Source organism: Brachybacterium saurashtrense (genome assembly GCF_003355475.1).
GTDB lineage: Bacteria > Actinomycetota > Actinomycetes > Actinomycetales > Dermabacteraceae > Brachybacterium > Brachybacterium saurashtrense.
Genome location: NZ_CP031356.1, coordinates 2,725,100 through 2,741,018, shown reverse-complemented (window position 1 = coordinate 2,741,018; position 15,919 = coordinate 2,725,100). Strand labels below are relative to the sequence as shown.

Here is a 15,919-nt window from a genome sequence, read left to right as displayed (position 1 = left end):
CCTGACGACGGGTGGTCTGCAGCCACCCTTTCCATACCCCTCGAAAGAAGGGTGCTGCGCCGACCGTAGCGGACTCGACCGCGGAGGGGAAGGGGTTTCCCGATTCGCGGGAATCCCTGGATTCCCCGATGTTTCTGTGCTTACGCTAAGGGGCGAAGAAAGGCGTCGACGACGACACCCTGATGAGACGAGGTCTTCATGCCCGTGCCCTTCACCCCCGCCCAGAACGTTCCCGGTGAGCGTCCGCACCCTGCGCGAGGCATCTCCCGCCGCGCCGTCCTGAGCTCCGCCATGGCGGCGGGAGCGGTCGCCGGCGGCACCGCGGTCGGCGCCTCGAGCGCGAGCGCCGCGCCGGCCGAGAAACCAGACGTCGGTGCACCGCACCACCGGCTGCGTCTCGACCCGGCGACGCTCCACCAGCGGCTGGACGGCTTCGGAGCCTCCGGCGCATGGTGGTCCCAGAAGCTCGGCGAGTGGACCCCTTCCGCTCGCAATGCCGTCGCGCAGCTCCTGTTCTCCCGCACGCAGGGCATCGGGCTGTCCCAGTACCGCTACAACATCGGCGGCGGCATCGACCACACCATCACCGATCCCTGGCGCACCGCCGAGAGCTTCGCCCTCGGCGACGGCGACTACGACTGGGACCGCGACAGCGGAGCGCGATGGTTCCTGCAGGCCGCGAAGCGGCGAGGAGTCGAGGACTTCATCGCCTTCGTGAACTCCCCGCCCCGCCACCTCACCGTCAACGGCCGCACCTACGGCGACACGGGGACTTCCAACCTCGCGCCGGAGAACCATGACGCCTTCATCGACTACCTGATCGATGTGGTTCGGCACTTCCGGGACGAAGAGCGGATCGACTTCCGGATGATCAGCCCGATCAACGAGCCGCAGTGGTCCTGGGACGGCCCCGGACAGGAGGGCTGCCACTACGAGCCCGAGCAGGTGCGCGAGCTGACCGCTGCCACCATCGCCGCCTTCGCGGACAGCGGGCTGGACACGGTCGTCTCCGCCCCGGAAGCCGGCGAATACACGTCGCTGTACTCCGGCGAGTCCTACGCTTCGCTCCTGCTGGACGACCCCATGATCCGTGAGGACATCGGCGAGTTCGCGACCCACTCCTACTGGTCCACGGATGAGCAGCGAGCACTCGCCGGTGAGGCGATGAAGGCCTGGCCCGATGTCCCGTTCGGAATGACCGAATGGTGCGAGATGGTCAACGGCCGTGACTCGAGCATGGACTCCGCGCTGACCCTCGCGAGGACGGTCCACGCCGACCTCACTCTCGCAGGAGTGTCGACCTGGCAGTACTGGATCGCCGTGAGCCGCTACGACTACCACGACGGCCTCCTGTACACCGACTACATCGAGCCCGGGGACGCCGAGACCGTCGAGGAGACGCGACGCCTGTGGGCGCTCGGAAACTACAGCCGCTTCCTGCGGCCCGGCGCTCGACGCATCGACGCCGTGCTCGAGACGGAGGAGCACCAGGAGGGCCAGACGGCGCGGATCCCGTTCGTGGTCCCGGACATCGCCACCGGGACCGAACCCGGGGACCAGATCTTCCGGATCGAGGATGCCGCCGGCGACGATGCGGGCCCGGGGAACTACACCTATCCGTCGAACCCGGTCTTCGTGCCCGGAAGCTGCGACCTGCTCTCGGTCGAGGCGACCGACGCGGGCGACGACGTCGACTTCGTCATTCGGCTCGGCGCGGACCTGCAGGATCCCTGGAACGGCTCACCCGTCGGCTACGACCTGCAGAACATCGACATCTACCTCGACACCCGTGCCGAGGGCGGCTTCACCGAGCTGCTGCCCGGCAGGCGAGCACTGGTCGCCGACGGCTTCGCCTGGGACCGCGCGATCCTCGCCTCCGGACGGACCGACGCGATCGAGTCCGACGTCGCGCAGAAGGTCTCCGCGACGATGCAGGAGGCGCTGTTCGTCGCGGGGACCTCCGCGCAGACGGTCGCCGGTGACACCGTCACCGTCCGAGTCCCCAAGAGCTTCCTCGGGGACATGGTGCCGGGATGGGCTCTCCAGGTCGTGGTGACCGGCTCCGAGGGGAACATGGAATCCGACTCGCTGCGGGTGCGGGAAGTCCATCGCGAGGGCGGCGAGTGGAACTTCGGCGGCGGCTCCGATGGTCACGAGGATCCGAACATCCTCGACCTGCTGGTCCCCGAGGGGATGACGCAGGCCGAGGCACTGGCATGGGAGCCGGCCACCCGGGTCGAGGTCCACGCCTGTGCATTCCTCGACGAGGAGACGAAGAGCCTGGTCGTCGTGGCGATCAACGAGTCCGAGGAGCCTCGAGACGTCGAGCTCGCCGTGCCGCTCGAGGCCAAGAGCCTTCAGCTCACACCGTTCCGGACGACTGAGTCCGACTCCCTCGCGCGAGGGGAGACGGTGCGCCTGGAGAGGGGCGGCGACGGCATGGCCTCCGGCCCGGCCCGCCTCGCTCCTCGATCGGTCACCACGTTCACCGGACGGTGGGGCTGACGGTGACCGGGAGGGGCGCGGCCGGGGCCTGAGGGGTTGCGGTCGTGCAGCCGGTCCGCTCGCTGTACTCGGGATTCACGGTGACGTCGGTGTTCTTCTCGGCGACGATCTTCAGCGCGTCATCGGTCAGTCCCCGCCGGAGACCACCGCCCCACCCATGCAGACGCACACCCCCGGTGCTCGCCTCCCCCGCGCCGCCGCCTCTGGAATCTCTGGCATTCGGGCCGCACGAGGCGAGCGGCGGAGCGCTGATGATCTGCCGGTCCCGGCGCGCCTGACGGCTGCTTCGCCTGACTGCCGCTGTGCCCGCGCGACACCCTCGTGCGGGCACGGCTCCGGTCAGGACACGCGCAGCAGCACCGCGCCGTGCGGCGGGATCCGCACGTCCAGCGCGGAGGAGCCGGGGGCGACGCCTCGGGCGGCATCGGACTGCACGGTGACCTCGCGCGGGCGGAGCAGCTCACCGCTCCACAGCTCGCGCACCTCGGCGAGTCCCCGCGCGGGCAGGCCCGCGTCCTGGCTGTCCAGCGCCACCTCCAGCACGTCCTCGCCCACGTTGAACGCGGCGACGTAGTGCTCGCCGTCGGACCCCTCGGCCGTCCACAGGATCAGCGGGTCCTCGCGGAACACCTCGCGGGCGCCGTGGCCGTCGCGGTGCACGGCGAGCACGTCGGCGTTGCCCAGAAGCGCGATCGTGGCGGGATCCGAACTGGGCAGGTCCCCGCCCACCATCAGCGGGGAGCGGGCGATGGCCCACAGCGTCATGAGCGTGACTTGCTCGTCGGCGGTCAGCAGCGAATCCCGCGGCTCGCCCCGCTCGGCCCGGATGCCGATCCGTCCCAGCGGCAGCATGTCCCCGTCGGGCCAGCCCTCCGGCCCGGCGTGCGGGGCCCAGCGGGCGAAGCGGGCGAAGTTCGCCTCGACGTCCTCCCACCGGTCCCACAGGTCGTCGCAGATCCGCCACATGGTGGCGTGCTCGCGCAGGTGCGGCAGCCGGGTCAGGGACAGGTCCCGGCCGGGCGAGAGGCTCAGCTGCATCGGCCGCCCGCACCCCTCGATCGCCGCGGCGAAGGCCTCGATCTCCGCGGCCTGGTAGGGCCACAGCATGTCGTCCACCTTGAGGAAGTCCACGCCCCACCCCGCGTACAGCGCCAGCACGGACTCGTAGTACGCGCTCGCGCCCGGCACGGTGTGGTCGATGCCCACCATGTGCGGGTTCCACTCGCAGGCATTGGTGGGATCGGCGATGTCCGCCGCGCGCAGGGAGCTGCCGTGCAGCGGGCTGTTCGCCGCGACCGCCCGGCGCGGGATCCCGCGCATCACGTGGATCCCCAGCCGCAGCCCCAGGGCATGGAGCTGCGCGGCCAGCGGCGCGAAGCCGGCCCCGCCCGCGCTGCTGGGGAAGCGCACCGGGTCCGGCTGCAGGCGGCCGTGCTCGTCCATCGTCAGCGGGGCGTCGTCGTTGTACCCGTGGGAGCGGGCCGAGGGATCCGACCAGTCGATGTCGATCACCACGGTGTCCCAGCCCAGCGGTGCCAGGTGCTCGGCGAGGAAGCGCGCATTGGCGAGCACCTCCGCCTCGGTGACGGTGGTGCCGTAGCTGTCCCAGGAGTTCCAGCCCATGGGCGGGCGGGTGTCGTTCACGGGCGGGGCGTCACCGGGCAGGGCGGCGTCGGCGGCGAGGGGATCGGACGGGAGGCGGGTCATGGGCTCAGGCTCCGAGCAGTCGGTCCACGTAGGCGTTGGCGAAGGTGCGCCCGGGGTCCAGCCGGTCCCGCAGGGCGCGGAAGTCCTCCAGGCGCGGGTACTGGGCGCGCACCTGCTCCGGGGCGAGGGTGAACACCTTCCCCCAGTGCGGGCGGGGCGAGAACGGGGCGAGTCGCTCCTCGATCTCGGGCAGCAGCGCCGCGACCTCGGCGGCCCTGCGCTTCCAGGTGAAGTGCACGCAGGCGCTGTCGCGGCGGTGGGCGGGGGAGAGCCACAGCTCGTCCGCGGCGACGGTGCGCACCTCGGAGGCGTGCAGCAGCGGCCGGATCTTCTCGCCGAGCGGCATCACCGCGGCGAGCGCCTCGCCGATCTGCTCCCGGGGCACGAAGTACTCCGACTGGATCTCCTCGCCGCTGGACGGGGTGAACTCGAGCCGGAAGTGCGGCAGGCGCTCATGGGCGGGGCCCGGCGCACCGCTCTGGTCGGTGCAGAAATCCGCGGGCATCCCCGGCAGGGGGTGCACCGGCCGTTCGGCGCGGTGAGCGCCCAGCCACTGCGCCGGCAGCTCGGCCTCGCTCTGCACGTCCTGCTTCACCCAGGCCTGCGCGATGCGGCCGTCCCAGTGGTGGAACAGGCTCACGCTCGTCCCGGCGCCGAGCATCGCGAGCAGATCGGCGGTGGTGGTGCGCTCGGCGGGGAAGTCCAGGTGCACGCTCTGGCGCATGGGGGCGGCGGGCACCAGGTCGAGGGTGAGGTGGGTGACCACGCCCAGCGCGCCCAGCGCCAGCACGGCGCCGTCGAAGATCTCCGGATCCTGCGCGCGGGAGAGGTGCAGCAGGTCCCCGTCGGCCGTGACCAGGTCGATCGCCCGCACCGCGGAGGCGAGGCAGCGTGCGCGGTCCCCGGAGCCGTGGGTGCCGGTGGCGCTCGCCCCGCCCACCGAGATGTGGGGGAGCGAGCCCATGGCCGACAGCGCCAGGCCGCGCGCGTGCGCGGCCACGGCCAGCTCGCCGTACCGCACCCCGGCTCCCACCCGCACGGTGCGCGTCGCGGTGTCGACGTCGATCTCGGCCGGCATCTGCGCGAGCGTCACCAGCGGTGCATCGCTCGCGGCGATCTGGGAGAACGAGTGCCGGGTGCCGAGCGCCCGGAGCCGGGGGCTGCGGGCCACCAGGGCGCGCAGCTCGTCCACGCCGGTGGGGGCGTGCAGCGGGCCGGGACCGTAGTCCACGGTCCCGGACCAGCTGCTCCCGGGTGCCTCGAGCGGCATCTCAGAACCCCTGGGCGAGGCGGTGGTAGACCTGGTTGGTGCGCAGGTCCTGGGCGAAGGTGCGCACGGTGGTGGTCTCGTCGATGAGGGCGAGCTCGATGTCGGCGATCGTGGCGAGATCCTCCCAGGTCTCCAGGTCCACGGCGCTGGTCATCACGGTGTGGTGGGCGGCGCCGGCGGTCAGCCAGCACTCGGCGGAGGTGGCGAAGTCCGGGGCCGGCTCCCACACCGCGCAGGCCACCGGCAGGTTCGGCAGCTCCTCGTCGGGCTCCACCACGGTCACCTGGTTCGCGACCAGCCGGAAGCGCTCGCGCATGTCGGAGAGGGCGACGACGACGGCGGGGCCGGGGTCGGCCGTGAACGTCAGGCGCACCGGGTCCTCACGGTCCCCGATGCCCAGCGGGTGGATCTCCAGCGAGGGCTTCGCGCTGGTCAGCGAGGGGGAGACCTCGAGCATGTGCGCGCCGAGGATCTTCTCGCGGCCGGGCGTGAGCTCGTAGGTGTAGTCCTCCATGAGGGAGGCGCCGCCGGGCAGGCCGTGGCCCATCACCGCGGCCACGCGCACCAGGATCGCCGTCTTCCAGTCGCCCTCGGCGCCGAAGCCGTAGCCGTCGGCCATCAGGCGCTGCACCGCCAGGCCCGGCAGCTGGCGCAGCCCGCCGAGGTCCTCGAAGTTCGTGGTGAAGGCGCTGACACCGCCGTCCTCCAGGAAGCGGCGCAGGCCCAGCTCCTGCCGGGCGCCGTAGCGCAGCGACTCGTGGCGCTCGCCGCCGCGGCGCAGCTCGGGCACCACCTCGTAGAGCTCCTCGTACTCCGCCACCAGGGCGTCGATCGCGCTGTCCTCGACCGCGTCCACCACGGCGACCAGGTCGTTCACGCCCCAGGTGTTCACCGAGACGCCGAGCCGCAGCTCGGCCTCGGTCTTGTCCCCCTCGGTGACGGCGACATTGCGCATGTTGTCGCCGAAGCGGGCCAGCTTCAGCGAGTGCATCTCCGCCCAGCCGGTGGCGGCCCGCGCCCAGCGGCCGATCCGCGCCTGCACGTCCGGGGCGCCGGCGTGGCCCACCACGGTCTTGCGGTCCACGCCCAGGCGGGTGGCGATGTACCCGAACTCGCGGTCGCCGTGCGCGGCCTGGTTGAGGTTCATGAAGTCCATGTCGATGGTGGACCAGGGCAGCTCCACGTTCGCCTGCGTGTGCAGGTGCAGCAGCGGGGTGGACAGCGCGTCCAGGCCCTGGATCCACATCTTCGCCGGCGAGAAGGTGTGCATCCACGCGATCACGCCCACGCAGGCCGGATCCGCGTTCGCGGCCAGGGCCGTCTCGCGGATCGCGTCACGGTCGGTGAGCACCGGCTTCCAGACGATCTTCACGGGGATGTCGGAGGCGGCGTCGAGGGTCTCGGCGATCGTGCGGGACTGCGCGGCGACCTGGTCGAGCGTCTCGGGGCCGTACAGGCCCTGGCTGCCGGTGAGGAACCAGATCTCGCGGGTGGCGAAGGGGGTGTGCATGGGGGAGTCCTCGTCTCTGAGCGGGGTGGAGCGGGGCCGACGGGTCGGCGGCGGGGCGGTGGCTGCGGCGGGTCGGTGCGACCGACCTCAGCGCTGGCCGTACACGTTCTGGTAGCGGTCGTACAGGGAGTCGATGAGGGGCTGGGCGATGGGCAGCGGCTCGCCGAGCTGGCGGGAGACGTGCACCGTGCGCGCCACCTCCTCGACCATCACCGCGGCCTTCACCGCGGCGCGGGCGTCCTTCCCGATTGTGAACGGGCCGTGGTTCTGCATCAGCACCGCGGGGCTGCGGTGGCCGCGGAGGGTCTCCACGATGCCGCGGCCGATGGAGTCGTCGCCGATCACCGCGAACGGCCCGATCGGCACCGGGCCGCCGAACTCGTCGCCCATCATCGTGAGCACGCAGGGGATCTCCTCGCCGCGCGCGGCCCAGGCCGTGGCGTAGGTGGAGTGGGTGTGCACCACCCCGCCCACCTCCTCCATGTGCGCGTACACGTAGGCGTGCGCGGCGGTGTCCGAGGAGGGGGTGAGGGCATCCGGGGTGCCGTCGACGATCTTCGCGCCGTCCAGCGTGCAGACCACCATGTTCTGCGCGGAGAGCTCGTCGTAGGAGACGCCGGAGGGCTTGATCACCATCAGGCCGGGCACCGACGGGTCGGTGGCGGGCACGCGCTCGGAGACGTTGCCGGCGGTCCACACCACCAGCTGGTTGCGGGGCAGCTCGGCATGCAGCGCGGCGACGCGCTCACGGGTCGCGGCCACCGCCTCCTGGGCGGCGGCGGGCAGATCGTCGAGGACGAGGGTCATGGCAGCTCCTGGCTGGGGGCGGGCCGCCGGCGTGCGGCGGGAGAGGCGGGGACGACGGGCCGGGCGGGCGCCGCGCGGGCGGTGGTCCGGCAGGCCGGCGCGGGGCCGACGGGCACGGGGCCGGCGGCGGGCCGGCCGACGGGGGCGGTCACTCGAGCAGCTCGCCGGCCAGGCGCTCCACCGGGAGGGCGGCGCGGTAGGCGGCCAGCCAGCGGGCATGACCGGCGGCGCCGGCCTCCTGCGGGGCGAGGGTGTGCAGCGCCTCGGCGGCGAACACCTGCTCGGCGAGGAACCGCCCGAGCGCGGCGGCGTGGTCCTGCCGCGGCGCGGCGTGCCCGTCGGCCGCGGGGTGTGCGGTGCCGGCGCGGTGCGCGGCGAAGGCGGCCAGCAGCGCCATCCCCCAGGCCCCGCCCTCGCCGGCGGACTCGCCGACGGCGACCGGGGTGCCGAGGGCGTCGGCCAGCACCTGCTGGGCCACGCCCGCGGTGCGGAAGATCCCGCCGTGGGCGTACATCACGTCCAGCTGCACGCCCTCGTCGTGCAGCAGCGCCTCGATCCCCACCGCGAGCGCGCCGAAGGCGCCGTGCAGCTGGGCGCGGAACAGGTTCTCGAGGGTGAGGCGGGCGCCCTGCTCGCGCACCAGCAGCGGCCGGCCCGACGGCACGGCGGTCTGGTGCTCGCCGGAGAGGTAGTTATAGCTCAGCACGCCGCCGGCGTCCGCCTCGCCCTCGGCCCCCGCGCCGAGCAGCAGGCCGTACAGCTCCTCGGCGCCGAGCGGGCGACCCAGCAGCTCCGCGAAGCGGCCGAACACCCCCACCCAGGCGTCCAGCTCGCCGGTGCAGTTGTTGGTGTGGATCATCGCCACCGGATCCCCGGCGGGAGTGGTGACCATGTCGATTTCCTCGCGCGGGCCGGAGAGCGGACCTTCCAGCACCACCATCGCGAAGGCGCTGGTGCCCGCGGAGACGTTGCCGGTGCGGGGGGCGATCGCGTGGGTGGCGACCATGCCGGTGCCGGCATCCCCCTCCGGCGGGGCGGCGATCGCGCCGGGGCGCAGCGCACCGGTGGGGTCCAGCAGGGCGGCGCCCTCGGCGGTGAGCGTGCCGGCGTCCTGCCCGGCGAGCAGCACCTCGGGCAGCACCTCCGGCAGCGACCAGGGCATCTCCGCCACCCCGTCGAGGGCGGCGAAGCGCTCCAGCAGGTCGGCGTCGAAGCGGTCGCCGGAGGCGGCGATCGGGAACATGCCGCTGGCATCGCCCACGCCCAGCACGGAGCGCCCGGTGAGCTCGCGGTGCACGTACCCCGCCAGCGTGGTGAGCTGGGCGATCTCCCGCACGTGCTCCTCGCCGCGGCGCAGGGCGTGCAGCAGATGGGCGATGCTCCAGCGCAGCGGGATGTTCACGCCGAGCGCCTCGCTGAGCTCCGCGGCGGCCTCGGTGGTGTACGTGTTGCGCCAGGTGCGGAACTCGGCCAGCGGGGTGCCGTCGGCCGCGAAGGGCAGGTAGCCGTGCATCATCGCGGAGATGCCCAGGCTCGCCAGCTGCGTCAGCTCCACGCCGTGGCGCGTGCGCACCTCGCGTGCCAGGTCCGCGTAGCAGTCCTGGATGCCGGTGCGCACGTCCGCGAGGGAGTACGTCCAGCTGTCGTCGATCAGCTGGTTCTCCCAGGCGTGGGAGCCGGAAGCCAGCACGGCGCCCGCATCGTCCACCAGGGCGGCCTTGATGCGGGTGGAGCCGAGCTCCAGGCCCAGGTGGGCGCGGCCCGCGGCGAGCAGGGCGGCGGGCTCGGGGCGGCCCGCGGGGGTCACGTCGTCGTGCGTCATGTCACCACTGAACCACTCGCGAGGCGTCGATGTCAACGTTCACATTCTGGTGCTGCCAGCGGTGTGGAGGGGGTGTCCACGGTCGGGGCAAGAGCCCGGTCGCACGGCTCCGGTCGCGGCGGGCCCGGGGTCAGTGCGTGCGTTCGGGCGGGGTGGAGCGGCGCACCACCAGGCGCGGCGGCAGGGGCTCGGGGGCGTCCTCGCCGGGTGCGGTCCCGTCCAGCAGGGAGACCATGTGGCGCAGCGCCGCCCGCCCCACCTCGGCGAAGGGCTGCGCCACCGTGGTGAGCGAGGGGATCAGGAACTCGGCGCCGAGGGTGTTGTCGAAGCCCACCACGGAGACGTCCTCCGGCACCCGCAGCCCGTGCTCGTGCAGGGCGTGCAGCGCCCCGATCGCGATCATGTCGTTCGCGGCGAACAGCGCGTCCGGCAGGCCGGAGCGGAGCAGGGCCGTGGTGCGCTCGTAGCCCGAGCGCGGGGTCCACTCTCCCGGGGTCGTCACCTCCCCGTCGAGCGAGAGGGCCTCGAGTGCGGCGGTGAAGCCGTCCCGGCGCGCCCGGGCGTCGAACCAGTCCGTCGGCCCCGCCAGGTGCACGATCGAGCGGGCGCCCGTGCGCTGCAGGTGCTCGACCACCTCGCGCGCGCCGCGCCCCTGGTCGATGCCCACCACCTCCACGCCGGCCTGCCCCAGGGGCTGGGCGGAGACCGCCACCACCGGGGTGGAGCGCGCGACGGCGGAGACCGCCGGGGTCATGCCCTCGTGCGCGGCGATCACCAGGATCCCCTCGACGTCCGCCCCCAGCAGCTCGGCCCCCACCTGCGCGGTGCCGTGCCGCCCGTGCGGCAGCGAGGTGAGCACCACCGAATAGCCCGCCTCCCGGGCGGCGGACTCGATCGCGGTGGTGGTCTCCACCGGGCCGAACAGCGACAGATCGTCCGTGAGCACGCCCAGCAGGGAGGAGCGCGCCGTCTTCAGCGCCCGCGCCGCCCGATTGCGGGTGTAGCCCAGCGTGGAGATCGCCTCGAGCACGCGGTAACGGGTGTCCGGCCGCACGATCTCCGGCTCGTTGAGCACCCGCGAGACCGTCTGGTACGAGACGCCGGCACGGGCGGCGACATCGCCCATCGAGGGGCGGCGCGCGGTGGGGGACATGGGCGCCTCCTGGGGGTCTGGGCGGGATCCGTCGGCCGAGGTGTCCGGCTGTCGGTGAGGAGTGCTCCGCGAGCGGCGGTCCAGGGCGATCCGCGTCTGTGAACGTTAGCATTCCGGCGCGCCGCGCCTGTGGCGTCGGCCCGCGTGGCAGGTGCGCGGCGGCGCGGCGGCGCGGTGGGGCGGCGACATGTGGCGACAGGTGGCGGCGTGCGGTGGCGCGGCGGGAGCGGCGGTGCGGGGCGCGCACTCGTCGGCATGAGCGCGCCCGGAGCCTTCTGGGTGAGGTGTTGACGACCACATTGCAACGATGTAAATTCAGCGGCGAACACGAGGTTCCCAGGCTCGCCGTCCCGTCGGAGAGCCCCCACGAAGAGGTGGAGCGCATGATCTTCGAAACCCGAGGCTCCGGACAGCACCGTCCCGGGGCGTCCTCCCCCGGCGGCTCGCTGAACCGCCGCTCCCTCCTGCAGGGCGCCGGCGCGCTCGGCGCCGCCGGCTCGCTCGCGGCGCTGTCCGGCTGCGCCGGCGCCGCCGCGCGCCCCGTCGACGAACTCGCCTTCTGGCACCTGCTGTCCGGGCCGGACGGCGTGACGATGGGGGAGATGCTCGACGGCTACATGGCGACGGAAGGGGCGGCCTCCGTGCAGCAGACCGTCCTCGCCTGGGGCGCGCCGTACTACACCAAGCTCGCCATGGCCTCGGCCGGCGGCCGCGCGCCCGATCTCGCCGTCATGCACGCGGCCCGCGTGCCCGGGTACGCGCCCGGCGGACTGCTCGACGAGTGGGACCTCGACCTGTTCGCCGAGTTCGGGGTCCACCAGGAGGACTTCCCGGAGCTGATCTGGGACAAGATGGTGGTCGATGGCGCGCTCACCGCGATCGCCCTGGACTCCCATCCCTTCGTCCTCTACTACAACACCGAGATCGCCGAGGCGGCGGGAGTGCTCGGCAGCGACGGGCTGCTGATGCCCACCGACACCCCGGAGGACTTCCGCGCGCTCGCCCTCGAGCTCGGCGCGAACGCGCCCAGCGGCTACGGGCTCTCCTTCGGCTACCTCGGCGACGGCTCCAACCAGTGGCGCATGTTCTCCACCTACTACGCCCAGCTCGGCGGCACCATCGAGCTGCCCGTGGGGGAGAAGATGGTCTACCAGGAGGAGCTGGTCGTGGAGGCGGCGGAGTGGATCCTCTCCCTCATCGACGGGGAGGTCGGGAACCCCGGCCACGACGGCGGCACCGCCATCTCCGAGTTCGCCACCGGCGGCTCCGGGGCGTTCTACGGCGGTGTGTGGGAGTCCGGCAACTACCGCAACCAGGGCGTCCCGTTCGACATGACCATGATCCCCGGCGTCTTCGGGGAGCCTGTCGCCTACGCCGACTCCCACTCCTTCGTGCTGCCCCATCAGAGCAGCCCCGATCCCGAGCGGCGGCGGGGCGTGCACGCCGCGGTGGCGTACCTGCTGCAGAACTCGATCCAGTGGGCGGCGGCGGGCCACATCCCGGCCTACTCCCCGGTGCTCGAGGACCCGGCCTACGGCGAGCTGGTCCCGCAGTCGCACTACGCCGACGCCGTGGACCATCTCATCTACGATCCGCCGGCCTGGTTCAGCGGCTCCGGCAGTGACTTCCACACCTACTTCGGCAACGACATGCAGAACGTCTGGGCGCGCCGCGTCGACCCCCTCGAGGGGTGGAACGCGTTCGTGGAGCGGATCAACGCCCTGCTGCTCAAGACCCCGCCGATGTGATCGCCATGGATTCGCGCCACCGTCCCGCCCCATCGGGCCCCGAGGTCGAGACCTCCCGACCCGCCGCCCTCCCGCACCCCACCGCAGTGCCCGCCCGTCCGCTCGTCGAAGGAGACAGCCGATGACCACCGCCGACGGCCTCGTCGCCCCGCCCGGGGTGACCGAGAAGGCCGACACCCTCTCCGCCGGACGCGTGCGTCGGCGCCGCGCCGAGAACCTCCGCGGCTGGCTCTACTGCACGCCGTTCCTGGCCGCGTTCGGCCTGTTCCTCATCTGGCCCACCGTCTACGGGCTCTGGATGAGCTTCACCGGCACCAGCCTCGCCGGCACGAACACCCAGTTCGTGGGCCTGGCCAACTGGCGCGAAGCACTCGGGGACCCGCAGGTGTGGAGCTCGCTCGGCAACACCGCATGGTTCACGCTGCTGTCCACCATCCCGCTGGTGGCCATCGCGATGCTGCTCGCGGTGCTGGTGAACCTGGGGCTTCCCGGGCAGTGGTTCTGGCGCCTGAGCTTCTTCATGCCGTTCCTGCTGGCCTCCACGGTGGTCTCCCAGTTCTGGAACTGGATGTACAACCCGCAGCTGGGGCTGATCAACACCTTCCTGGGCTGGTTCGGGATCGCCGGGCCCGCCTGGCTGCAGGACCCGAACACGGCGATGATCGCCGTGGTGATCACCACCGTGTGGTGGACCATCGGCTTCAACTTCCTGCTCTACCTCGCGGCGCTGCAGAACATCCCCGACCAGCTCTACGAGGCCGCCTCCCTCGACGGCGCCGGCGGCTGGCGGAAGTTCCTCTCCATCACGCTGCCGCAGCTCGCGCCCACCACGGTGCTGGTGCTCGTGCTGCAACTGCTGGCCTCGCTGAAGGTCTTCGACCAGATCTACCAGATGACCGCCGGCGGACCCGGCGGCACCACTCGCCCGGTGCTGCTGTACATCTACGAGGTCGGCTTCACCGGCTACCGCCTGGGCTACGCCTCGGCGATCTCGTACATCTTCTTCTTCCTGATCATCATCGTCTCGATCGCCTACATGGTGATCTCCTCCCGACGGAGCGTGAAGGCATGAGCGCCGCGACCCCCACCCTGAGCAAGACAGCGCCCACCGTGAACGCCCCCGCGCTCAGCCTCTCCGTGCCGCGGCGGCGCGGCCCTGCCCCCGCCCGCGTGGTCGCCTTCGTGATCCTCGCGCTGCTGGCGGCCTCCTGGCTCACGCCCGTGCTCTGGGCGGCGCTGACCTCGTTCAAGAACGAGGCCGAGGCCGCGGCGATGCCGGTGACGATCGTCCCCGAGAGCGGCTTCACCCTGCAGGCCTACATCAACGTCCTCTCCGAGGGGCTGGTGCCGCGCTGGGCGTGGAACAGCCTGCTCACCTCCGCCGCGGTCACCCTCATCACGGTGACCATCTCGGCACTGGCCGGCTACGCGCTGTCCCGGCTGCGGTTCGCGGGCCGCCAGATGCTGATCACCCTGATCGTCGCCTCGATCATGATCCCCGGCCAGATCCTCATCGTGCCGCTGTTCCACCTGATGCTCTCGCTGAACCTCGTGGACACCTACTGGGGGATCATCCTGCCGCAGGTGGTCGCGGCCCCGATGGTGTTCATCCTGAAGAAGTTCTTCGACCAGATCCCCTTCGCGCTCGAGGAGGCCGCCCTCATGGACGGCGCGAGCCGGCTGCGGATCTTCTGGTCGATCGTGCTGCCGCTGTCCCGCCCGATCCTCGGCGCGGTGGCGATCTTCGTGTTCATCGGGGCGTGGAACAACTTCCTGTGGCCCTTCATCGTCGTCAACGACGCGAACCTCATGACGCTGCCCACGGGCCTGCAGACGGTGATCAGCGCCTACGGCATCCAGTACGCGCAGAACATGGCCCAGGCCGTGCTCGCCGCGCTGCCGCTGATCGTGGTGTTCATGTTCTTCCAGCGCCAGATCATCAAGGGCATCGCCACCACCGGCATCGCCGGGACCTGAGAGGAGGTGTTCAGCGGGGAGGCCGCGTAGGTCACATGGGTTTGCCTCCCCGCACACACCTGGCCTGGGATGGAGGGACGGCCGCCGACGGGCGGCGGCTCCGTCCCGCAGGAGGCAGCCTATGACGACTCTCGAGCACTCGATCGTGATGGGCGGGAGCATGGCCGGCCTGCTCGCCGCCGCGGCCCTCGCCCCGCACAGCGCCCGCGTCACGGTCGTCGACCGCGACCCGCTGCCCGTCGACGGGCCCGATGCCTTCGCCCCGCGCCGCGGCGTGCCCCAGGGCGGGACCGTCCACCGACTGCTCGCCCTCGGCGAGGCGCGGATGGAGGAGCTCCTGCCGGGCCTGCGCGAGGACTTCCTCGCCGCCGGCGCCGTCCCGCGCGCCGCCCGCGAGGCGGACCCCGTGCTCGACGAGACGACCCCGAACGAAGGTGCCCCCGCCGCGGCCGACGGCCCGCTCGGGGCCGACGAGCACGATGCCCCGGGCGTCGACGAGCCCGGCACTTTGTGGATCACCCGCCCCGTCCTCGAGGGCGTGGTGCGCCGCCGAGTGCTCGCCCTGCCCGGCGTCGAAGCGGTCCAGGGCGCCGTCGGCGGGCTCCTGACCAGCGATGACAAGCGCACTGTGACCGGCGTGCAGCTTCGCGGCACGGACGCCGGCGAGCTGCACGGCGATCTCGTGGTCGACGCAGCCGGGCGCAGCAGCCGCGCCGCCACCTGGGTCGAGGGCCTCGGCGGCACCCGCCCGCGCACCCTCGGCACCCGCGTCCACGTCGCCTACACCTGCCAGCGCCTGCGCCTGCGCGAGGGCGCGCTGCCCGAGGGCACCGAGTCGCTCTCCGCCCCGGCGAGCAGCCGCCGTCCCTTGACGATCGACCTCGAGCCCTGCGGGGACGGGGAGCACGTCCTCGCCGTCGCCGGCACCTCCCGCCACCAGCCGCCCGTCGACCTCGCCGGCCTCCTGGACCTGGTCGCGCTGCAGCCCGAACGGGAGCTCGCCGACGCCCTGGACAGCGCCCTCGAGGGCGCGGAGCCGGTGGGGCAGTCGTCCGCCGCCAAGGCCGCGGGTGCCCACCGCCAGCTGTGGGAGGAGACGACCGACGGGCCCGAGGGCCTCCTCCATATCGGCGACTCCGCCGTGATGTTCACCCCGCTGTACGGGCAGGGCATGACCATGGCCGCGGTCGGCGCGGTCGCGCTGCGGGACATGCTCACGGACGACGGGGCCGACGGCCTCGCCGCCCGCTTCCCCCGCCTGCTCGGCGCGCTGCTGGACCGCGCCTGGGAGATCACCACCTCCCGCGACGCGCAGATCCCCGACGCCGAGATGCTGGTGGACGGCGCGGTGGTCGAGGAGCTGCCGGCGACCGGCTCGCTCGTCGGCGCCGGTCAGTCGACGGGGGAGACCCACAGGTAA

General features: G+C 72.6%; 11 protein-coding genes. 5 read left to right on the top strand and 6 right to left on the bottom strand.

What is annotated here, in order from left to right; genetic code table 11:
* Positions 1-198: 198 nt before the first annotated feature.
* A complete protein-coding gene (locus DWV08_RS12350; protein WP_115414074.1) occupies positions 199-2,505 on the top strand; it encodes a glycoside hydrolase in 2,307 nt (768 codons plus the stop codon).
* A gap of 339 nt (positions 2,506-2,844) precedes the next feature.
* Here DWV08_RS12350 and DWV08_RS12340 read toward each other — a convergent pair whose 3' ends face one another.
* The 6 genes from DWV08_RS12340 to DWV08_RS12315 all read right to left on the bottom strand — a co-directional run bounded on the left by DWV08_RS12340 (position 2,845) and on the right by DWV08_RS12315 (position 10,774).
* A complete protein-coding gene (locus DWV08_RS12340) occupies positions 2,845-4,212 on the bottom strand; it encodes a glycoside hydrolase family 27 protein (protein WP_115414072.1) in 1,368 nt (455 codons plus the stop codon).
* A 4-nt stretch (positions 4,213-4,216) separates the two neighbouring features.
* Positions 4,217-5,482 carry a D-arabinono-1,4-lactone oxidase gene (locus tag DWV08_RS12335; protein ID WP_115414071.1) on the bottom strand — a complete coding sequence of 422 codons (1,266 nt, stop codon included), beginning with the start codon at positions 5,480-5,482 and terminating at the stop codon, positions 4,217-4,219.
* 1 nt (position 5,483) lies between these two features.
* Positions 5,484-6,992 carry an L-arabinose isomerase gene (gene araA, locus DWV08_RS12330; protein WP_115414070.1) on the bottom strand — a complete coding sequence of 503 codons (1,509 nt, stop codon included), beginning with the start codon at positions 6,990-6,992 and terminating at the stop codon, positions 5,484-5,486.
* A gap of 87 nt (positions 6,993-7,079) precedes the next feature.
* Positions 7,080-7,799 (bottom strand): L-ribulose-5-phosphate 4-epimerase, encoded by a 720-nt coding sequence (locus DWV08_RS12325; RefSeq protein WP_115414069.1) that lies wholly within the window; start codon positions 7,797-7,799, stop codon positions 7,080-7,082.
* 148 nt (positions 7,800-7,947) lie between these two features.
* A complete protein-coding gene (locus DWV08_RS12320; RefSeq protein WP_115414068.1) occupies positions 7,948-9,621 on the bottom strand; it encodes a xylulokinase in 1,674 nt (557 codons plus the stop codon).
* 130 nt (positions 9,622-9,751) lie between these two features.
* Complete coding sequence (locus DWV08_RS12315; RefSeq protein WP_115414067.1) at positions 9,752-10,774, bottom strand: LacI family DNA-binding transcriptional regulator; 1,023 nt, start codon at positions 10,772-10,774, stop codon at positions 9,752-9,754.
* Positions 10,775-11,157: 383 nt separating this feature from the next.
* On the opposite strand from DWV08_RS12315, the gene DWV08_RS12310 reads away from it, so the two are divergent.
* The 4 genes from DWV08_RS12310 (at position 11,158) to DWV08_RS12295 (ending at position 15,919) form a co-directional block, all read left to right on the top strand.
* Positions 11,158-12,522 (top strand): extracellular solute-binding protein, encoded by a 1,365-nt coding sequence (locus DWV08_RS12310; protein WP_115414066.1) that lies wholly within the window; start codon positions 11,158-11,160, stop codon positions 12,520-12,522.
* Between the two features lie 121 nt (positions 12,523-12,643).
* Positions 12,644-13,594 carry a carbohydrate ABC transporter permease gene (locus DWV08_RS12305; RefSeq protein ID WP_115414065.1) on the top strand — a complete coding sequence of 317 codons (951 nt, stop codon included), beginning with the start codon at positions 12,644-12,646 and terminating at the stop codon, positions 13,592-13,594.
* Positions 13,591-14,499, top strand: coding sequence for a carbohydrate ABC transporter permease (locus DWV08_RS12300; protein ID WP_115414064.1), 909 nt, complete (start codon positions 13,591-13,593; stop codon positions 14,497-14,499). The genes DWV08_RS12305 and DWV08_RS12300 overlap by 4 nt, the downstream gene beginning before the upstream one ends.
* A gap of 121 nt (positions 14,500-14,620) precedes the next feature.
* Positions 14,621-15,919 (top strand): FAD-dependent monooxygenase family protein, encoded by a 1,299-nt coding sequence (locus tag DWV08_RS12295; RefSeq protein ID WP_115414063.1) that lies wholly within the window; start codon positions 14,621-14,623, stop codon positions 15,917-15,919.